Annotated in this window: 18 protein-coding genes; 7 read left to right on the top strand and 11 right to left on the bottom strand. The window is 53.5% G+C overall.

Annotation, left to right across the window (positions count from 1 at the left end; genetic code table 11):
- Window positions 1-47 precede the first annotated feature (47 nt).
- A complete protein-coding gene (locus tag SOJ49_RS01345) occupies window positions 48-533 on the bottom strand; it encodes a hypothetical protein (protein ID WP_369856430.1) in 486 nt (161 codons plus the stop codon).
- A gap of 208 nt (window positions 534-741) precedes the next feature.
- Between SOJ49_RS01345 and SOJ49_RS01340 the strand changes: the two genes are divergently transcribed.
- Complete coding sequence (locus SOJ49_RS01340; RefSeq protein WP_369856429.1) at window positions 742-1,728, top strand: MBL fold metallo-hydrolase; 987 nt, start codon at window positions 742-744, stop codon at window positions 1,726-1,728.
- Between the two features lie 93 nt (window positions 1,729-1,821).
- Here the strand turns inward: SOJ49_RS01340 and ahpF are convergent, their stop codons facing one another.
- The 4 genes from ahpF to SOJ49_RS01320 form a co-directional block, all read right to left on the bottom strand.
- Complete coding sequence (gene ahpF, locus SOJ49_RS01335; RefSeq protein ID WP_369856428.1) at window positions 1,822-3,384, bottom strand: alkyl hydroperoxide reductase subunit F; 1,563 nt, start codon at window positions 3,382-3,384, stop codon at window positions 1,822-1,824.
- Between the two features lie 323 nt (window positions 3,385-3,707).
- A complete protein-coding gene (ahpC, locus tag SOJ49_RS01330) occupies window positions 3,708-4,265 on the bottom strand; it encodes an alkyl hydroperoxide reductase subunit C (protein WP_369856427.1) in 558 nt (185 codons plus the stop codon).
- A gap of 262 nt (window positions 4,266-4,527) precedes the next feature.
- Window positions 4,528-5,775 carry a glucosylglycerol 3-phosphatase gene (gene stpA / locus SOJ49_RS01325; RefSeq protein WP_369856426.1) on the bottom strand — a complete coding sequence of 416 codons (1,248 nt, stop codon included), beginning with the start codon at window positions 5,773-5,775 and terminating at the stop codon, window positions 4,528-4,530.
- 142 nt (window positions 5,776-5,917) lie between these two features.
- Window positions 5,918-7,042, bottom strand: coding sequence for a mechanosensitive ion channel family protein (locus SOJ49_RS01320; RefSeq protein WP_369856425.1), 1,125 nt, complete (start codon window positions 7,040-7,042; stop codon window positions 5,918-5,920).
- A gap of 502 nt (window positions 7,043-7,544) precedes the next feature.
- Between SOJ49_RS01320 and SOJ49_RS01315 the strand changes: the two genes are divergently transcribed.
- Window positions 7,545-8,360, top strand: a complete 816-nt coding sequence (locus tag SOJ49_RS01315; protein WP_369856424.1) for a hypothetical protein — start codon at window positions 7,545-7,547, stop codon at window positions 8,358-8,360.
- 132 nt (window positions 8,361-8,492) lie between these two features.
- On the opposite strand, the gene rlmB is transcribed toward SOJ49_RS01315, so the two are convergent.
- The 3 genes from rlmB to SOJ49_RS01300 form a co-directional block, all read right to left on the bottom strand.
- The gene (gene rlmB / locus SOJ49_RS01310; protein ID WP_369856423.1) at window positions 8,493-9,233 is read right to left on the bottom strand and encodes a 23S rRNA (guanosine(2251)-2'-O)-methyltransferase RlmB; all 741 of its coding nucleotides are present in this window, start codon (window positions 9,231-9,233) and stop codon (window positions 8,493-8,495) included.
- A gap of 53 nt (window positions 9,234-9,286) precedes the next feature.
- Window positions 9,287-11,932, bottom strand: coding sequence for a ribonuclease R (rnr, locus tag SOJ49_RS01305; RefSeq protein ID WP_369856422.1), 2,646 nt, complete (start codon window positions 11,930-11,932; stop codon window positions 9,287-9,289).
- A gap of 122 nt (window positions 11,933-12,054) precedes the next feature.
- Entirely contained in the window at window positions 12,055-12,426 is a 372-nt protein-coding gene (locus SOJ49_RS01300; protein ID WP_369856421.1) for a gamma-butyrobetaine hydroxylase-like domain-containing protein, read from the bottom strand.
- 151 nt (window positions 12,427-12,577) lie between these two features.
- On the opposite strand from SOJ49_RS01300, the gene SOJ49_RS01295 reads away from it, so the two are divergent.
- A complete protein-coding gene (locus SOJ49_RS01295) occupies window positions 12,578-14,215 on the top strand; it encodes a methyl-accepting chemotaxis protein (RefSeq protein WP_369856420.1) in 1,638 nt (545 codons plus the stop codon).
- 172 nt (window positions 14,216-14,387) lie between these two features.
- On the opposite strand, the gene hslU is transcribed toward SOJ49_RS01295, so the two are convergent.
- Both hslU and hslV read right to left on the bottom strand, forming a co-directional pair.
- The gene (gene hslU, locus SOJ49_RS01290) at window positions 14,388-15,734 is read right to left on the bottom strand and encodes an ATP-dependent protease ATPase subunit HslU (RefSeq protein ID WP_369856419.1); all 1,347 of its coding nucleotides are present in this window, start codon (window positions 15,732-15,734) and stop codon (window positions 14,388-14,390) included.
- Window positions 15,731-16,267, bottom strand: a complete 537-nt coding sequence (hslV, locus tag SOJ49_RS01285) for an ATP-dependent protease subunit HslV (protein ID WP_369856418.1) — start codon at window positions 16,265-16,267, stop codon at window positions 15,731-15,733. The genes hslU and hslV overlap by 4 nt, the downstream gene beginning before the upstream one ends.
- A gap of 187 nt (window positions 16,268-16,454) precedes the next feature.
- Here hslV and SOJ49_RS01280 point away from each other — a divergent pair, with 187 nt between their 5' ends.
- From SOJ49_RS01280 to SOJ49_RS01265, 4 genes are all read left to right on the top strand, one after another.
- The gene (locus SOJ49_RS01280; protein WP_369856417.1) at window positions 16,455-16,934 is read left to right on the top strand and encodes a peptidylprolyl isomerase; all 480 of its coding nucleotides are present in this window, start codon (window positions 16,455-16,457) and stop codon (window positions 16,932-16,934) included.
- A 174-nt stretch (window positions 16,935-17,108) separates the two neighbouring features.
- Window positions 17,109-17,687 carry an LPP20 family lipoprotein gene (locus SOJ49_RS01275; RefSeq protein WP_369856416.1) on the top strand — a complete coding sequence of 193 codons (579 nt, stop codon included), beginning with the start codon at window positions 17,109-17,111 and terminating at the stop codon, window positions 17,685-17,687.
- An 82-nt stretch (window positions 17,688-17,769) separates the two neighbouring features.
- Window positions 17,770-19,278 (top strand): hypothetical protein, encoded by a 1,509-nt coding sequence (locus SOJ49_RS01270; protein ID WP_369856415.1) that lies wholly within the window; start codon window positions 17,770-17,772, stop codon window positions 19,276-19,278.
- Between the two features lie 75 nt (window positions 19,279-19,353).
- Complete coding sequence (locus tag SOJ49_RS01265; protein ID WP_369856414.1) at window positions 19,354-20,001, top strand: MBL fold metallo-hydrolase; 648 nt, start codon at window positions 19,354-19,356, stop codon at window positions 19,999-20,001.
- 131 nt (window positions 20,002-20,132) lie between these two features.
- Here the strand turns inward: SOJ49_RS01265 and SOJ49_RS01260 are convergent, their stop codons facing one another.
- Complete coding sequence (locus tag SOJ49_RS01260; protein ID WP_369856413.1) at window positions 20,133-20,966, bottom strand: helix-turn-helix domain-containing protein; 834 nt, start codon at window positions 20,964-20,966, stop codon at window positions 20,133-20,135.
- Window positions 20,967-21,106: the final 140 nt, after the last annotated feature.

Genomic DNA, 21,106 nt, shown 5'->3' with positions numbered 1-21,106 from the left:
CAGTAATTTATTTACGTAAAACTGGCTGCTACTTTCTGTTTACTGCCTTATTCGTACACTGCAAGAAACTTTTGAACGTCGGCGTCGTTTTTCCGATACCACTGTGTGCATATCGCGTACAAGTACCCATCTCTCTCGAATTCATATTTCCACGTCCATCGAGATACACCATCCTTCGACTTTACCAAGGCTTTTTTTGTACTTGGATCTACTGTAGATGGGACACGTACAAACAAGGGAAAACTCAACCCAAATTGTTCTTTTGATGAGACATCTCCGCAAAATGCCTCAAGAACTTCTGATGGCATATTTTTTGCTGACAATGAAATTCGCTGTTGAATTTCTTTATTTGTAAACAGTCGACTTCCACTACTTCGTCCTTCGGGAACAGCATCACTGCAATTTGACTTACAATGACTTTTCTCATGCCTGTCTAACAATCTTTCGATCACATTAGATGGAGAATCGAAACCGCTCGCCAAAGCCTCAAGACGCTGGTAAAGCGTTAGGCTCACTTCAATTTTGACAGTCATTTTCAATCACTCCATCTCGATTTTTTACAAATTGTAATTATGTAAAAATTAAATTTCAATGACTTTTACATTTTCAAGCCATACATCAGGATTCTATCCAATTGCGATACCTATCTTCCGTCAATTAACTGATTGTGATTCACCAACACTGCTGATGTACTGACAATAAGACCGTTCCTACTGACGACCAAACAACCAGAGGTGCCTGATGACAACAATAACCACCAATCTGCCTACCCCTTATCCGCCAGCCATCGTCCATCCCCACGGTATCTGGCAGCTGGATGCCGACTACGTCACCCCTGGTGTAGCCAGCGTTTATGTGATTCGTCAGGGTGAGCGCCTGGCCATTATAGAAACCGGCACCGCCTACACCGTTCCCCACATACTTGATCATATTGCCGCCCTGGGCCTGACTCCGGAACAGGTCGATTATGTGATTCCGACCCATGTCCATCTCGATCATGCCGCCGGCGCTGGCAAACTGATGGCTGAGTGCCCGAATGCCCGTCTGGTGATTCACCCTCGGGGCGCAGCCCATATGATTGATCCCTCCAAACTGGAGGCCGGAACCCGTGCAGTGTATGGCGATGAACGATACGACTCATTGTATGGCGCACTGATACCGATCGCTGCCGAACGGGTGATAGAAGCTGCAGATGCGTTTACACTCGATTTTAACGGCCGTACCCTCACCTTCCTCGATACACAAGGGCACGCCAAACACCATTTTTGTGTTCTCGACAGTGGCAGCAACAGCATCTTTACCGGCGACACCTTCGGCGTCTCTTACCGTATGTTTGATAACGATGCAGGTGAGAATCTGTTATTCGTCACCACCACGCCCATACACTTCGACCCCGAAGCCATGCGTGCCAGCATCCTGCGCCTGGCCGGATTAAAGCCGGAATTTATGTACCTGACCCACTACGGTGCCATTCGGCCCACAGAGCATAATGTTCAGCAGCTACTCGACTCTCTCGATACGGTAGTGGCTATCGCTGAACAACAACAGACACCCGTAGAAGGGCGCCTACAACGCATCACCGACAGTTTGGCCGCCTGGTTATTGGAACGGGTACAACAGGTTAATCCCGCATTCGATATAACACTGGCCAAACAGTGGCTGGCAACCGATGCCAATCTGAATGCCCAGGGGTTGGAAGTGTGGCTGACGAAAAAAAGTCAGGCATGACCAACAGATCGAGATTTAGACCGATCAATAAAAAAGCCACCGTATCGCTACGGTGGCTTTTTTCTGCTAATAACCGGCCTGTGGCGGCCTGACTCAGTTACGAATCAGATAATCAAACGCCCCCAGTGCGGCGGTCGCTCCGGCACCCATGGAGATGATGATCTGCTTGAACGGCACGGTGGTGACGTCTCCGGCAGCAAACACTCCTGGCATACTGGTCTGACCACGGCTATCAATCACGATCTCACCACGGTTGCTGAGTTCGAGACTGTTTTTCAGGAAATCGCTGTTCGGTACCAGACCAATCTGGACGAAGATCCCGGCTACGTCTAACAGGTGTTCTTCATCGTTGCGGCGATTCTTGTATTTCAGACCAATCACCTTGTTGCCGTCGCCTATCACTTCTGTGGTCATGGCTTCCTTGATGATGGTGACGTTGGCCAGCGATTCGGCTTTTTTCACCAGCACAGCGTCGGCACGCAGGGTGTCGGCAAATTCCAGTACGGTCACGTGTTCAACGATACCGGCGAGGTCAATCGCGGCTTCGATACCGGAGTTACCACCACCAATCACGGCCACCGGCTTGCCTTTGAACAGCGGGCCATCACAGTGCGGGCAGAACGCCACGCCTTTGGTTTTGTACTGGTCTTCACCCGGTACGTTCATTTCGCGCCAGCGGGCACCGGTCGCCAGGATGACGGCTTTGGCGGTTAATATTGCGCCGTTTTCCAGTTCAACCTGCTTGATCTTTTTGCCATCAGCACCGTCTATCTCGCGGATATTGACGGCGCGCTGGTTGGTCATCACGTCAATATCGTATTCCTTGACGTGTTCTTCCAGCCCGGCGACGAGTCGTGGGCCATCGGTCGCCTTGACGGAGATAAAGTTCTCGATCGCCATGGTATCCATCACCTGACCACCAAAACGGTCGGCCACGATACCGGTACGAATACCTTTACGGGCGGTATAAATGGCAGCCGACGCACCGGCTGGGCCACCCCCCACCACCAGCACATCAAACGGTGCCTTGGCAGCCAGTTCAGCGGCTTTTTTCTCTTCGGCGCTATCGTCAACCTTGTTGAGGATTTCTTCCAGCGTCATGCGGCCATTACCAAACGGTTCGCCGTTCAGCATCAGCGTCGGCACCGCCATAATGCCCAGCTCTTCCACTTCTTTAGGGAAGACGCCACCATCAATCATGGTTGCGGTCACATTCGGGTTCAGTACCGCCATCAGGTTAATGGCCTGCACCACGTCCGGGCAGTTGTGGCACGACAGCGAAATGTACACTTCGAAGTTCAGAGATTTGGAGAGACCTTTGGCCTGTTGCTGTAATTCCGCTTTTTCCTTGCTCGGGTAGCCACCGGCTTGCAGTAAGGCCAGCACCAACGAGGTGAACTCGTGGCCCATCGGCACACCGGCAAAGGTGACACGGGCTGGCTCGCCTTCCGGGCCAACCGCCATACGTGGCACTCGGCCCGCGTCATCAGTTTTGATGGTCAGGGCAATATTCCCTGACATGTCAGAAATTTCACGCGCCAGTTCTTCCAGTTCTTTGGACTTGGGCGTTTCGTTTACAGACACCGTCAACTCAATCGGACGAACGATTTTCTGAAGATAGGTGCCCAGTTGTTGTTTCATGTTGGTATCTAACATAAATCACCATCCGGATTGAATTGAGTTAAAAATTTGCGAGTCTCTACCCACTATCAAGATCCACAGTGAGATAAATCGCCATGGGTGGGTAAAAAATCAAGGCTGGGGGTTCCAAAGCTGGCCCGGAACCCCTGGTGGGCAAGACCCACCCTGTAACGCTGCATCGATGAGGATAACCTTGGGTTGACCTGCGACCCGAAGCATCGGTGAGGCAGGTCAGGCAAGGCGGAATCAAGCGAGAAAGCCGAGTTTACGAGTCTGTAAATGAGCATTTCGAGCCTGATTCCAACGCTGCATGAGCAACGCAGTCAACTTCGATCAGTTTAGATTTTGCCAACCAGATCGAGAGACGGAGCCAGTGTCGCTTCGCCTTCTTTCCACTTGGCTGGGCATACTTCACCTGGGTGAGATGCGACGTACTGAGCCGCTTTCACTTTACGCATCAGGTCGTCTGCATCACGGCCAATGCCTTCAGCAGTGATTTCCATTGCCTGAATCACACCTTCTGGATCAATCAGGAAGGTAGCGCGATCTGCCAGGCCCTGGCCTTCACGCAGTACACCGAAGTTGCTGGTGATGGTGGCAGTCTGGTCGCCGACCATGTAGTAGTTGATTTTGCCGATAGCTTCGGAAGTGTCGTGCCATGCTTTGTGACAGAAGTGAGTGTCGGTAGATACCGAGAACACTTCTACGCCCAGCTTTTGCAGTTCGTCGTACTTGCTGGCCAGGTCTTCCAGTTCGGTTGGGCATACGAAGGTGAAGTCGGCTGGGTAGAAAAAGAATACTGCCCACTTGCCTTTCACATCGGCTTCAGTGATATCTACGAACTCACCGTTTTTGAAAGCGGTCGCTGCAAATGGCTTGATTTCAGTGTTGATCATCGTTGTTACTCCATGGAGTGAATGTGATGTGACTGGGAACGAGATTGATAATGCGCGTTTTCAGATCATAGATTAAATTGATCTTTTATAAGGGGGTCATAGTCATTACTGATCGACCGATGTGGCAATCAGGATCATAAATAACCCCGAGAGAAAATAGGGTTATCCGTCAGCAGATGTCAACTGCTGTCCATCCGTCTGTTGCCAGCACTCAAGAATACCGGCCTCGCAGATCTCGAATCGAGCGGCTCAAGCACACCGGTTAACCCAACGCAGAGACAAAAAATGCCCGGTACTCAGAGTGACCAGCAAGCACAAAATTCACTCGTAGTGGGTCATTGGCATCACTTAATCCGGCCACTGCTTGCCAGTATTGCGGGTCTGTGGCGCAATAACGCTGCAGTGCGCCGGTATCCACCGCCGGGCGTATAACCTCATCACCACTGCTGTCGATCAGTACCACAACGTTGTCGGAATCAAACGCCTGGCCGAGATCCTGAACCAGCGTCAGAAAGCCCCGGTCACTGCCGCCGCGTTGCCATTCACCATCAATCTGGTGAGAGGTGATGGTATCGCCAACGCCTATAATTCTGGGCATTAACGCCGGATCAAAAGCAGATTGCGCCAGTTCCAGCAGCGCGTTATGGGAAGCGGGCGCAGTACGCACGCTGAAGTCTGCTCCCAGCGGATAGGCCCCGGTTTTGGCGGCGAAATACTGGTTCAGCAACACCAGCACGCCGGACTCTTTCACCGCTCCTTTGAGCATGAACTGAAAGTCGGTCGTACCCCAACTGCTGTCATCCGCAGGCTTGATACGTTCCAGCCCAGTGGCCGGATCGGTGCCCAGGTTGGGGGCGTAGTGAATAAAAAACGACTCCCCCATACCCTGTGACTGCGCGTCTTGCAGCAGCCGGGTCATAAAACGCTGCAAGTCTTGTTGTAACTGCCTGACAGGGGTGACCGAACCCAGTACTGCACTCAGCAAGTTGGCATTGATGGTCGGCGAAGCGCGGTTATCCAGCACCACGGCTTCCGCCAGCAGCTGGATATTTTCCTTGGCGAGGTTGTACGGTGAGTTGCCCAGCAGGTTAATCAGAAAGTAGCGGGCCTTGACCGGGATTTGCAGCAAAAAGGCCATTTCCTGTGAGCTGACACCAGGGTGAGAGACCTTGCCAAAACGATTTTGCAGCTGCACCCCGCCAGCGCCCAGGCCGGGTAAATATAGCCCTTCGGTTTTGGCAACGCCATTTCCTAACGCCCGATCAATCATCGGGTTTACACCGCGTTTGCCAATATGCTCGCCATTGGTCAGGACATAGAAACGCCCTTCCTGGTTACGCACTGCATGCACATAACCGGGATCCATCGTGCGGCTCAGCGGGTCATTCACCAATCCCATACAGACGCCATCCAAATCCTGAATAATCAGATAATCCGGTGCTGTCGTCAGAGTGTCGGCCAGGGGAGATATATCGGTATGCCATTGATAAGAAGAAAGACCTGGGGTCATGAAGGCTCCGTCGTTGCTGATTCCTCAAACAAAGACCATACCATTGCTGATGCGTTTTGGCTGGCGGGTTTTGGCTGATGCGTTTTGGCAAGCGTTCCTCACTGCTACGATCAACAGTAAGGAACATCTTATCCGTCTCGGGTCAGGCCTTGCTGCCCATGCTGTCGGCGGCCATCGCTGCCGTCACCTGTGGCGGCATGGAATCCAGATGTAATGTCCGGGTCGGGAACGCGCAGTCGGCACCTTCAGCGTGAATAATGCGGATGATTTCCAGCATCACTGCTTGCTTGATCTTGTGATAGGTCGCCCAGTCGGTGGTTTTGGTAAAACAGTAGACAAAAAAGTCCAGACTGGAGGCTCCGAAGCTGGTGAAATTCACCATGATCGTCTGCCTGGTATCGATATCCGCATGCGTGCGCAGCATGGCTTCGATGTTTTGCAACAGAGTATCCAGCACGTCGGAATCCTGATAACGCACGCCGATGGTTTCGTAGATACGGCGATTCAGCATCCGCGACGGATTTTCCACCGAGATACTGGTAAACACCGAGTTAGGGACATATAGCGGCCGCTTGTCGAACGTGCGAATACAAGTGACCCGAAAACCAATACTTTCCACGGTACCTTCAATATTGCGGTCTGGCGAACGAATCCAGTCGCCCACCCGAAACGGCCGATCCATATACACCACCAACGAACCAAAAAAGTTGGCCAACAAATCCTTGGCCGCCAGGCCCACCACCAGTCCTCCCATGCCGCCAAAGGCCAACAGACCTGAAATAGTGATGCCCAGCGCCTGCAAGATAGGTAGCGCCATCAGAATCATCACGACAACCCGAGCAATCTTGCCCACCAGTTCGATGGTGGTAGGGTCAGCACCACAGGAAATCTGCCGATGCTCAACCCGGTTGATCAGTCGCCAGATCGCCCAGGCCACCAGCACAATCAGCGACAGCTGACGCGCCAGGGGTATGCTGGTCATGATCACGCCAATCTCAAAGCTGCGAGCGGTAATATCCGCAATCCAGCTGGCTCCAATGGCAAGAATAATCCAGTTGATCGGCACACCCAAAGCGTCCACCACCACATCATCCCAATGGTTATTGGTACGGGTGACCAGTGCCAGCAAACGACGTCGGGCAAAGCGCCATACAACCCCGGTCAACAAGGTGAGGATGATGGCCACCGAGACATCCCAGAACCAGTCATAGTTCTGGCTGATCAAGTCGTGCCACCAGTCGGGCTGGGTAAAAACGAAGTCGAACATCGGTGAGTCCTTGGCGACATCAGGAGTAATAGCATTGGGGCGAGAGAGTAGGGAAAAACAGGCAAAGTGACAATTCATCTGCCAGTCGTACACTCAATATTGCCCAAAAACGACGGCTCAGATGACCTATATGATCAAATCACACCGGGTTAGCCATTTTGGAGTGAGCAGCATGCAGCCATCATCCCGCAGGGAAGACAGCGCAATGGATTTGAGTGTTCCATCATGCTGGCGTCCAGGTGCTGCTCGGTCATCAGCAGATCCGGTTCTGCTGTTGTCCCATGCTGAACCTATCTACTTAATCCTTACAAAGACTGGGCTTATTCATTGATACCGTTATTCCAACCCGGCCTTTCAGCCAGCCAGGATCCGTTCGCCAGGCGGCCTTTTTCACTTGTGCCATTTATTACATAACCCTGTTCCATAATCAGACATTATGAGCCAGCCATATAGCTGCTAGCCTCCCCGCCTTCTTGCACTATTTTCACCTCAAGGTAATTACATGAAGTCCCCTGTATCCATTGCCATCCTGTTGATGGCCAGCTCCTGCTATTCCGCTGCCAGCGAGGCTGCCATGCGCAGTCAGGGCGACTGGTACGGTTATTGGGGCTGGAACAACGCCACCTATTCCGACAGCGATATTCACTTTGAAGGAGACGACTACGATTTCACCCTGCATAACGTCTCCGCCAAGGATCACCAGACCCAGTTCAGCATCGCGCAGATTTTTCACAGCTATCTGAATCCCGGTCGCATAACCATCCCCCAATACAACTGGCGTTTCGGCTACTTTGTACAGGACAACTGGTCGGTATCGCTGGGCTGGGATCATATGAAGTATGTGATGGTGCAGGATCAGACCGTCAGCATGACCGGCACCAACGATCGTAACGGCTTTGAGAAAACCGACCCCGCCGCCGAGGATGTCGTATTGACCGAAGACTTCCTGACCTACGAACACACCGACGGTTTTAACCAGATCTCACTGGAAACCGAAGCCTACCTGCCCGTGTGGCAGCACGGTGCAGACATGGACATCGCTCTGTTTGCCGGAGCAGGTGCGGGCATCATGTACCCCAAAAGCAACGTCAAACTGATGAGTGGCGATCGTAACGATGAATGGCACGTTGCCGGTTACAGCACGCTGGTAAAAATTGGCGTTGAAGCCAACGTGTGGCAGGGGCTGTTTGTGCGCTTTATCGGTAAATACGGCTACGTCAATATGAATGATGTGCTGACCAGCCACGACAGCAGTGACAAGGCGCGCCAGAAGATTTATTACGATGAATACATTGGCGCGATCGGGTATCGGTTTTGAGCACCAGGTGCCAGACAGAACCTTGGCTTTGACCGGGTGAACCTGGTTCAAGCCACCAACAAATAAAACACAACAGCTAAACACAACTGTTGTTTTCAGATAATGCGGTGTTCGCCGACGCTTATCCTTTGATTACAGCGCCAGCCGCTGCCGCACCGCTTCAAACAAACAAATGCCTGTCGCCACCGAGACATTCACTGAGCTGACTTCACCCGCCATGGGAATATTGATCAGATGATCACAGTGTTCGCGGGTCAAACGCCGCATGCCAGCACCTTCTGCGCCCATCACCAGTGCCAGTGGGCCTTTGAGGTCTTGTTGGTAGACCGAGGTGGTGGCTTCGCCTGCGGTACCCACCAGCCAGATACCGCGTTCTTGCAGTTCGGTCATGGTACGGGCCAGGTTGGTCACCTGGACATAAGGAACCACTTCGGCAGCACCACAGGCGACCTTGGCGACGGTAGCATTCAATGGTGCCGATTTGTCTTTCGGAGCAATCACCAAATGTACTCCAGCGGCATCGGCGGTACGCAGGCAAGCACCGAGGTTGTGCGGGTCGGTCACGCCATCCAGGATCAGGATAAACGCCGGGCCGGCTATGCGGTCGAGCACATCGGGCAGGTTACGTTCACTCACGCCCTGTAGCGGTTTGCGAAACGCAATCACACCTTGATGGTTACCGTCGGCTTTCTGGTTCAGTAAGCCTTTGTCGGCTTCACGCACATCCAGGCCAAGCCGTTGGGCTTCGTCCAGCACTCTTTGCATACGCTGATCAACGCGGCCTTTTTGTACCCAGATTTCCGTCACCTGATCCGGACTGCGTTGCAGCAGGGTGGTGACGGCATGCAGGCCATATACAGCATCAAGCTTCATTCATTTGTCTCGTCAGCGGGCAGGTATCGGCCTGCCCTCGGGTTTATGCAGTGTCAGGGTTTGGTGACGCTTTTGGCTTTGGGCGCGGCTTTACGCTTGGCTTTTTTGGCCTTGCTGGCTGCTTTCGGCTTGTCTTTGGCGGCAACCGGTGCTGTACCGGCCGGGGCTTTTTTGGCGTTCAGCTTCTGGCGTTTGCTCGACGATTTTTTGCGGCTTTTTTTCCTGGCTCCGACTTCCTTGTCGGCGCTGGCGGTATCACCAACGACAGCGCTGGTGGGCGCAGCAGCAGCGGCAGCCGGTTTTTTACGACGACGGCCTGAAGGTTTCAGTACTTCTTCTTTTACCCCGGCAGCACCGGTCTTGACACCAGCACCAGCGGCGGCTGTTTTGGAGCGTCGACGTGGTAATCGCGGTGGCTCAGGCATGGCTCGCCCGGCATTACCGGGGGCGGTTGCCAGATCAAAATCAACCTTGCGCTCATCGAGATTAACACCGGAGACCTGCACCCAGAGGCTGTCACCCAGGCGGAAAGTACGCCGAGTACGTTCTCCGACCAGGCGATGTTTGACGGCATCGAACTGGTAAAAGTCGTTCGCCAGCGAGGAGATATGCACCAGTCCTTCGACATAGACGTTTTTCAGTTCAACAAACAGGCCGAAACCGGTGACGGCGGTAATCACGCCTTCAAAGACTTCGCCGATCCGATCCTGAATGTACTCACACTTGAGGAAATCATTCACATCGCGGGTGGCGTCATCGGCACGGCGCTCTGTCATGGAACAATGCTCACCCTGCTGAATGACCTGCGCCATGTCGTAGGGATAAATATCGGCCTTGGCCAGCGGTTTGGCACCGTCTGCACGGGTAGCATTGCTGCATTCCTGCTCGCTGCGAATCACGCTGCGAATGGCACGGTGTACCAGCAAATCCGGGTAGCGGCGAATCGGCGAGGTAAAATGGGTGTAGGCCTTATATGCCAGCCCAAAGTGGCCTTCGTTTTCCGGGTGATACACCGCCTGGCTGAGGGAGCGTAATAGTACCGTCTGGATCAGGTGGGAATCTGGACGCTGCTGAATACTATTCAGTAGTTCCTGGTAGTTCTTGGGGGTCGGCTTGGCTTTGCCGGTGTTGATCGACAGTCCCATTTCACCCAGGAAAGAACGCAGGTTTTCGAGCTTTTCGTCACTTGGCCCGGCGTGGACACGGTAGACGCACGGCACCTTGTATTTATCGAGGAAGTTGGCGGCACAGACGTTGGCGGCCAGCATGCACTCTTCGATCAGCATATGAGCGTCGTTACGGGCAACCGGCACGATTTCCTGAATCTTGCGCTCGGCATCAAACACAATGCGGGTTTCTACCGAATCAAAGTCCATCGCACCACGTTCTTCGCGCTTGCCCCGTAAGAGCTGGAACAGGCTGTAGAGGTTTTCGATGTGCGGCACGACGGCAGGGTAATGATCTCGCCACACCTGCCCTTCTTCACTGCGTGGTGTCTGCAGCATCATCCAGACCTTGTTGTAGGTCAGCCGGGCATGGGAGTGGATCACCCCTTCCATAAACTTGTAGCCGGAGATATTGCCAGCTTTGGAAATGGTCATTTCACACACCATCACCAGGCGATCCACTGCCGGGTTCAGCGAGCACAAACCGTTGGAGAGTTTTTCTGGCAGCATGGGTACAACAAAACCGGGGAAATACACCGAGTTGCCGCGAGTGTGGGCTTCCTGATCCAGTGCTGAACCGGGTTTGACGTAATGGGATACGTCGGCAATGGCGACGTATAAGCGCCAGCCACCGGTGTTCCGGTTGCGCTCGCAGTACACCGCATCGTCAAAATCGCGGGCATCTTCACCGTCAATCGTGACGAAGGGCAAATGCCGCAAATCAATACGATTGGCTTTGTCCTGCTCGCGGACTTCGTCAGACAGTTTTTTAGCTTCAACCGTCACTGCCGCAGGCCATTCATGGGGAATGTCGTGGCTGCGAATCGCCACTTCAATTTCCATTCCCGGTGCCAGGTGTTCGCCCAGAACCTCGATGACCTTGCCAATTGGCAGACCGCCCTGCTTCGGCTGGGCGGTGATTTCGACCACCACAAATTGGCCGTGTTCGGCACCGTGGCGGCCTTCGGCTGGCACCAGCACTTCCGTACTGACACGCTTGTTATCCGGCTGTACTACGCCAACGCCAGACTGATCAAAATAGCGCCCGACGATGTGTTGGGTATTGCGTTCAATCACCTGGACAATCTTGCCTTCCGGGCGACCACGTCGATCCAGCCCGAGAATCTGTACGGCGACCTTGTCGCCGTGGAATACTTTGCGCATTTGACGGTTCGACAAATAAATGTCGTCATCGCCGTCGCGCAAGACAAAACCAAAACCGTCTTTGTGGCCCATCACTACGCCAGTCACCAAGTCGGCTTTTTCCATCGGAAAAAACTGGCTGCGCCGGTTGCTCATCAGCTGGCCATCGCGCGACATGGCAATCAGTCGGCGACGCAAGGCTTCAACCCGTTCCGGGTCGGTTTCTGCCAGCGCTTCACACACATCTTCATGAGTCATTGGGCGACCGGATTGCTCCAGCAACGCCAGCAATGCTTCCCGGCTGGGAACCGGATTATCGTACTTCTGTGCCTCCAACGCAGCGTTGGGGTCGTGAATGGGGGAATGTTTTGGGGTGGGGGAATCCGTCAATGTACGGCTCCTGTTCTTATGAGGGGTGTGTTAGGGCGCCACAGGCGGCTGATTGAGACTGGTTTTATGTTATTCATGGTAATCAGTATACCCAAAGGTGGCGGATGCTGCTCAATCTGCTGTCACAGCCCACGAATATTAATGAGCAGGGGTTCTCGATGGGCACCGGCGGCGGTCAGCTGATCGAGATAATCCTGCCATAACGAATCCTTATTCAGGCATAAATGGCGCAGATAATGCCAGTCGTACAGCCCGGAATCATGACCATCGTCGAACACCAGTTTCAACGCATAGTTACCGGCTGGTTCGATCCTCAACAGGCCCACGTCTTTCTTGCCCGATTGTAATACGCCATTACCCGTACCATGGCCACGCACCTCGGCTGAAGGGGATAATACCCGCAGCAATTCAAAGCTGAGTTCATGCGTTTCATCGCCATACCGTAATTCCAGGCAACGACTGTTTTTTCTGACTTTTATGCCATCTGGCTTCATTGGTGCACCTCTCTGCCGATAACGACTTGTATCTCTGAAATATAACCTAGACTGACAACATACCGCGACGACATAGCCTGGTATTTACCGAAACGAACCCGGTACAACCTCTCGTCGCCCACGCCGATACCGAACAGACGAGAAACGTATTATGTCTTTATTTCGCAACATCAGTATTCGGAGCCGCCTGTGGCTCTTATTGGGAACGGCCATAATCTGCGTTGTTATCATCCAGATCACGGCGTTGCAACAGACCTATAACACGCTGACCAATGCCAAGAACCAGAGTGTCCAACAGCTCACCGATAATGCCTACAGCTTGCTGACACACTTCGCCAATCTTGAAAAAGAAGGCCTCAGTCGTGCAGAAGCCCAGCGCTTGGCCAAAGAAACCATCACTGCCCAACACTACGACAACGGCAGTGGTTACTTTTTTATCCAGAGTACCGACAACATCATGCTGGCGCACGGTGCCAACCCCAAGCTGAACGACATGGACATGTCGGATCTTAAAGATGCCAACGGTCGACCCCTGACCCGGGATATCACCAAAGTGGCCCTGGCGAACCCGGATGGTGGTTTTGTGCACTATTATTGGCCTAAAGCAGAACAAAGCGACCCTGTCGCCAAGGTCAGTTTTGTCCGTTTGCTGCCGGAATGGGGCTGGGTCGTGGGGACTGGCGTCTATACCGATGATATTGACACTGTCTTCCGCAAGACCGCCATCCATATGATCTCGACCTCGGTGGTTTTTGTGCTATTGCTGGTCGGTACTATCTACCTTATTTCCAACAGTATTCGACAACCGCTGCACAATGTTAACCGCGCCATGTCAGACATTGCCCGTGGTGAAGGGGATTTGACCCAGCGACTGCCTGCTCAGGGCAATGATGAAATCACCGAGATTGCGCGTTCCTTTAACCTGTTTGTTGAGGCCATTCAGAAAGTCGTATCGGAAAGCAAAAGCACTACTCAGGTGTTGGGCCAGCTAACCCACAATATTTCCGAGATCAGCCGTACCACCCGTGCAATGACCGAACGCCAATTACAGCAAAGCGATATGGCGGCCACGGGTTCCCACGAAATGAGTCTGACCATTCAGGAAGTCGCCGGTAATGCCGAACGGGCGGCAGGTGCGGCGCGGGAAGCAGACGACAACGCCAGACGTGGTTTACACACCATGCAGGATACCCAGCAGCGGATTACCGACCTGGCCAACAGCATCAACCAGTCCAGCGACGTGATTCGAGGCTTGCAAGCGGAGACCGACTCGATTGGTTCCGTACTGGACGTGATTCGAGGCATTGCCGAACAGACCAACTTGCTGGCGTTAAATGCGGCCATTGAAGCCGCACGAGCAGGTGAACAAGGACGAGGTTTTGCCGTCGTGGCGGATGAAGTGCGTACTTTGGCTTCCCGCACTCAGGAATCCACTCAGGAAATCAACAACATGATTTCACGGCTGCAAGAACAAGCGGTGCAGGCAGTATCGTCAATGGAACAAAATGCCCGTAATTCGGAAACGACCTCGGAGATGTCCAAGCAGGCCAGCGAAACCATTGCCTCCATTTCCTCGGCGGTCAGCACCATCTCGGAGATGAACCTGAGTATTGCCGGTGCCGTCGAAGAGCAGAGTGTCGCGTCGAACGAGATCAGTAGCAATATCGTTCAGATTGCCGAGGCCTCGCGTACCATCAGTGAAAACGCGACTCGTAACGACAACACGGTGACCAGCCTGGCGGAGAGTACTCGTCAGTTAAATAGCCTGATCGAACGCTTCAAGGTGTAATCGCTCGCACGACATGAGTCGCAGCCGTAGTGACACGACAATAGCGGCTCGACAATAGCGGTAATCAACAAAGGGGGCGCGTGATGCGCTCCCTTTGTCTGTTGCCTGTTCTGTTACTTGTCAATAGCAATACAACAAACGTGAATTCAGCCAGCTGAATTCACGTTTCAGATCAGAGAATAAACTGGCTCAGATCGTGATTTTTCACCACATCACCCAGCTGGGTTTCAACATAGGCAGCGTCAATCACGACCGCCTCGGTCAGGTCGGTGGCATCAAACGAGACCGTTTCCAGCAGGCGTTCCATAATGGTGTGCAAACGGCGGGCACCAATATTTTCAGTACTTTCATTCACTTCGTAGGCGATCTCGGCCAGCCGCTTGATGGCATCCGGGCGGAATTCAAGATCCACACCTTCTGTTTTCATCAAAGCGCGGTACTGCTCGGTCAGTGATGCATTTGGCTCGGTCAGGATGCGTTCGAAATCGCCCGGCGTCAGCGCCTGCAGCTCCACCCGAATCGGTAAGCGACCCTGTAATTCAGCAATCAGATCCGACGGTTTGACCAGGTGAAACGCGCCAGACGCCACAAACAGGATATGGTCGGTCTTGATCATGCCGTGTTTGGTGCTGACCGTGCAGCCTTCGATCAATGGCAGCAGATCTCGCTGCACCCCTTCGCGACTGACATCACCACCAGAACCCGACTCTCCTCGTTTAGCGACCTTGTCTATTTCGTCGATAAAGACGATGCCATTCTGCTCAACCAGTTCGACAGCCCTGGCCTTGAGGTCATCCATGTTCAGCATTTTCGCGGCTTCTTCGTCTTGCAGCTGCTTGAGCGCATCACCGATTTTCAGCTTGCGAGTGGTTTTTTTCTCACTCCCCATACTGGAAAACATGCTCTGCAACTGGCTGGTCATTTCTTCCATGCCGGGAGGAGCCATGATCTCAACGCCAACCGGCGTCTGGGAGACAGCAATATCAATTTCCTTGTCATCCAGCTGACCTTCACGCAGTTTCTTGCGGAAGATCTGGCGGGTTGAAGAGTCTGCCGGTTTGACATCGGTGGTGGTGTCCCACTCGCTCTGGGTAGTGGAGCGTGGTGGTGGTAACAGGGCATCGAGAATACGTTCTTCTGCGGCGGCGGCGGCCCGGTGTGCCACCTTCACCATCTCCTGCTCACGCAGCATCTTGATGCCGGTTTCGACCAGATCACGGATAATGGATTCTACATCCTTGCCAACATAGCCCACTTCAGTGAACTTGGTGGCTTCGACCTTGATAAAGGGCGCATTGGAAAGCTTCGCCAGACGCCGGGCAATCTCGGTTTTACCCACCCCGGTCGGACCAATCATCAGGATATTTTTCGGTGTTACTTCATCACGCAGCTCTTTTGGCAACTGCATGCGACGCCAGCGGTTACGCAAGGCAATCGCTACAGAGCGTTTGGCGTTCTGCTGACCAATAATATGGCGATCCAGCTCGTGCACAATTTCTCTCGGGGTCATTTCGCTCATGCGTTATCTCCGCCAGACAGGCATTCAACCGTCATATTGTTGTTGGTAAATACACAGATTTCCCCCGCAATCGTCAGGCTTTTTTCTGCAATCTCACGCGCATTCAGCTCGGTGTTGTGTAACAACGCACGCGCTGCTGCCAACGCATATTGGCCACCGGATCCCACGCCAATCAGGTCTTCTTCCGGCTGTACCACGTCGCCATTACCGGTAATGATCAATGACGCCGTGTGATCAGCCACTGCCAGAATGGCTTCCAGCTTGCGCAGGGCACGGTCTGAGCGCCACTCTTTGGCCAGCTCCACGGCGGCACGCGTCAACTGGCCATGATGCTGTTGCAGTTGTGCCTCAAATTTTTCAAACAGGGTAAATGCATCCGCAGTGCTGCCTGCAAAACCGGCCAATACCTGGTTGTTGTAGAGCCGACGCACCTTGCGCGCATTGCCTTTCATCACAGTATTACCCAGTGAGACCTGGCCATCACCAGCAATCACCACCTGGTCACCGCGCCGGACGGATACAATTGTTGTCATAACGTCTTCCTGCTTACATTCGGGTCAGCGGTAAAAGATGGGGCCGTCAGTCACGAAATCAAGTGCCGCTAACGGGATTCTGTTTGCAGCAGCGCTTGCCTTGGCTTGCGGTAACTTGCGGTAAATAGTTGCCTGCTCTGGTCGACAACCGGATACTCTGCAGCTGGACGATACGCTGGAAACCAAGATGATTACTGCCAATACTGTTGTTGAATTACACTACCGCATGACCGACACCGATAATCAACTGATTGAGTCGACCTTCGATGGCGAGCCCGTATTTTATATGCACGGTAAAAACCAGATGCTGGCGGCGTTTGAAACTGCCCTCAGCGGACACGCGGCAGGTGATGAACTGCTGCTGACCCTGACCCCGGAGCAGGCTTATGGCCAACCTCGTAGCGATGCCCTAAAACGGGTGCCGGTAAAACACCTGCAAGGGGCCAAACGCTGGCGCGCAGGCATGACCGCCGAGGTGCAAACCGAACATGGCCCGCGCAAGGTCACACTCGTCAAGGTTGGCAAGTTTATGGCCGATGTCGACACCAACCATCCGCTGGCCGGCAAAACACTGAATTTCCAAGTGTCCATTCTCAGCACCCGAGCAGCCACAGCCGAAGAACTGGCCCATGGCCATGCACACGCAGGTGGGCACTGTGGCCACTGAGCGACCAGCTCGAAGTCGCAGCCTTGTTGACCAAATCAATAAAAGCGTCGCTTTTCTGGCGTAAAGTAATCACTCGCCAGAAAAGCACTGCAACAATGAACCATTATGGGTGTCGGCCTTCCAAACGGAACTGGCCCCATTCACACAACACAAGCACGACACAAGGAGAACGTTATGGCCTGTAAACATTGGGCAATGGCAGCCACCATCGCGGTGATGGTTGGCTGTTCATCAAATCAGTCGATTGAAACCCAGCCCGTCAGCTGCGCCTTTGCCGATGGCTCGGGCAAGGAAGCACCAGAGTGGGTGTGTGGTGCACCGGTCGAAGGGGTTGATCTGACAGCCGTCGGTTATGCCGACAAAACCGCCGCTGGCCCCAACTTTATGAAACAGATGGCGGCGACGGCTGCCCGTGTTGAGCTGGCTCAAACCATGCGGATTGAAGTCCAGAACATGATCAAGCAGTACGCCGAAACCACCGGAGCCGGTGATAGCGAAACCGTCGACAAAGTCAATTCCTCGGTCACGCGCCAGATCACCAAGGAAACGCTGGTCGGCTCCAAAATCCTGCGCCAGATGCCCACCCCAAGCGGCGGTATGGTGGTACTGGTCGGCCTGAATGCCGACACCATGGCCCAGGTGGCCGAACAGGCATTAAAAACCTCCATGGCAAACGACAAGGCACTGTGGCAAAAATTTCAGTCCGAAAAATCGTTTGATGAACTGGCCGAAGAAATTGCCAAGCTGAAATAAACGACTCTCCGGTTTGCGGCGGACGCGATACCCTCACTCCGCCGCAGCTATAGAGCCTGAAAGCAACGGAGAATGCAGAACCATGAACGCCAGATTCCAGAAAGGTTTACGCGGCCTCCTTGCTGCCGTTGCGCTGATACCCTGCTCACTTTCACTGGCCGCTACCCCCTCGCAAACCGATGACTACCAACAGTGGTTACAGCAAACCCGTACCGACTATCAGTCTTATCTGGATAAAAACGACCGCGCCTTTCTGACGTTTCTGAACCAACGCTGGAAAAACGTCGAGGTCGAACCGGCCCAACAGCGCGACCCCGAACCCAAACCGGATCAAATCCCGATCGCCCCGCCCACTGACACCCCGGAACAACCAACGGCAGATAACCAGCCAGCCGAGCCAACGTCACCCATACCCTCGCCCGAGCAAGCGCCGCCGGTACCCGTTCCGCCACCCCGCATCGCCATCGTACCTCCAGAACAACTGCCGACCAGCGCCAACACCGTGCAACTTGCATTTTATGGCAGAACGCTCAGCCTCGACATTCCCGAAGGCTTCGACAGTACTTTCAGCGGCCGTCCCGATAACAAGACCATTGCGGCCTATTGGCAGCAACTCGCCAGCACCCCGCACCAATCCCTTGTCAGCGCATTAAAAACCGCCGCTGCGGACTGGCAACTGAACGACTGGGCCACCGCCTTGCTGTTTAACCAGTTTGCCCACGCCCTGCATAACGACCCGGACAGCCAGGTATTGAGCTGCTGGTTTTTACTGGTAAAAGCCGGTTTTGATGCCAGAGTCGCCTATGACCAGCAGATCCACCTGTTACTGCCAGCACAAGAAGCCCTTTACGGCGTTACCTACTTTGAACTCGACCATCAACGTTATTACGCACTGCAGCCCGGAGAACAACCGCTGGGGATTGGCACCGTCAAAACCTATCAAGGCGCTCACGAACTCGGCACCCGACCCATCGGCTTTGCCGACCCCTACCGTTTTATTCCGGGTGGCGCTCAGGAAACACGCACCGTGAGCTTTAACTGGCAAGGCCAGCAGCAGGATCTCAAGGTCAGCTACCCGGCCGACTACAGCGACTACCTGGCAACCTACCCACAACTGGCACTGCCCGGTTACTTCCAGGCCGGACTGCCCGCCACAACCGCCAACCAGCTGTTGGAGCAATTGCGCCCCAGACTGGCCCGCTTGAACGATCGCCAGAGCAAAATCAACTACCTGTTGCGGCTGGTGCAAACCGGCTTTCGCTATGAAACCGACGCCGAACAGTTCCATAGTGAAAACTACCTGTTTCCACTGGAAACCCTGCACTACCCCTATTCCGACTGCGAAGACCGCGCCGCCCTGTTTGGCTGGTTGGCAAAACAACTACTCGATGCCGATGTGCTGATTGTCGAATTACCCGGCCACGTCGCCACCGCCATTGCCATGAACGCCACAGACACCGCTATAACCGGCAGCGGCTGGCTGTTTGAAGGCAAACGCTACCTGGTGGCCGACCCCACCTATATCAACGCCGATCTCGGCATGATGATGCCCCGCTATCAGGGCCAGACGCCGACGTTGAAGAAATTCTGATACAGTGGCCACAACTTGACCATCGTCCGAATAATCACCTCCAGAATCACTATCCGTCAGAGAGAACCAACCACCATGGCCCTGATCACTGCCACCGTGCCGGTAACTGCCTTCCAACAAAACTGCACCATTCTGATGTGTGAAGCCACGCACCGGGCTGCCATTGTTGACCCTGGTGGTGATATTGAGCGGATTATCGCCAAACTCGATGCCATGGGTGCCAAGCCGGAAAAAATTCTGCTGACTCACGCTCATCTCGACCATGTTGGCGGCACGGCCGAGCTGGCCAAACGTTATCAGTTACCGATTGAAGGGCCGCACAAGGGTGACAATTTCTGGATTCAGGCACTGCCGCAGCAGGCACAGATGTTTGGTCTGCCGGATGTTGAGATGTTTACTCCAGATCGCTGGCTGACTGGCGGCGAGCAGGTCACGGTTGGCGATGTGACTCTGGATGTGATTCATACGCCGGGTCATACCCCCGGCCATGTGGTATTTGTCCAGCCGGAGCAAAAACTGGCGTTAGTGGGTGATGTGATTTTTAACGGTTCGATTGGCCGCACCGACTTTCCGCAGGGTAATCATGCTGATCTGATCCGTTCGATTCGCGACAAGCTGTTCCCACTCGGGGATGAAATTGAATTTATACCTGGCCATGGCCCCCGCTCCACCTTTGGCCATGAGCGCAAAACCAACCCGTTTGTGGCCGACAAGCGCGGCTAATATTGGCCAAAGCAGACGTTTTCATCCGTCTCGCGACCGTCAAGATCGGCGAGGCGCCTCGTCGGGTGTGTTTATGCCACTCGTTTCAGCACAAGTTTAGTGCGGAATGGCTTTGGATGAACGAGGATTGGTCATAAATAACGGATGCGCTCCAAGTAGTTTCCGTGTTTCACACGCTTGAGATAGTCAAGCGGTGTGGCATTAACCTGCTTTTTGAATTCTCTGGAAAAGTGGGATTGATCGCTGAAGCCGAGGTCGGATGCCAAGTCCGAAAAGGCCACCTGATCACTGTGATTAATATCATAAACCGCCGATTGGCAGCGTATGATCTGGCTGAATGCCTTGGGTGACATGCCCATGTCGGCCCGAAACTGACGCTGCAACGAGCGGGTGGTGTAGCCGGTTAATTTTTCCAGGTCGTTAATATGAATACTGCCATGGCTTTCGCAGATACTGCGCACTGCCTGGGCCGTCAAATTTGACGATTTACGCACCGCCTTACCTGCACAAAACTGACTAAACAAAGCCACCTGTTCGGCAAAGTTTGTGCTTGTCACGATCTCTTCAAACACTTGATTTGACTCAGGAACCAGCTCCTGAAAGCCATAGTGCTGCTCAATCAGTTCTTCCGCCGAGACATTCAGAAAATCGGGCATGGCACCAGACACAAATCGCACACCAAAATAACGATGATGGCTGCTCAGGTCGATGTCGATGGCTTTCATCGGCGTGCCAAAGACTTCGGCTGTCGGCTGGTTGCGGTCACAGTCAAATAAGATGTCGATGCAGCCATCCGGGATCGCAAACGTGGCTTCGGTGGAATCTTTGGCTTCAAAACTGTAGAAGTGGGAAATAACCGGATTATCCGACCCCGACAGAGAAAATGTCTCGGCAGAATTAAGCACCAACCAGGGTTGTTTGGAGCGAATTCCAGCAAGATAACGAACAAGGGAAGCATGAGACATGGCTTAAATTCGCTCGCTGAATATATCTAGGATACGCCATCTCAAGCAAAGAAAGTGCCAAACATTTTGCTGTCTGTCTTTCTTGATTTCATGTCGCAAAAGTTCAATACGAGAGATTTTTCTCCGTCTAGGATTATATC

The sequence above is a fragment of the Candidatus Thalassolituus haligoni genome (assembly GCF_041222825.1).
GTDB lineage: Bacteria > Pseudomonadota > Gammaproteobacteria > Pseudomonadales > Oceanobacteraceae > Oceanobacter > Oceanobacter antarcticus.
Note: the sequence above shows the minus strand (reverse complement) of the source record. Positions and strands in the feature narration are given on the sequence as shown.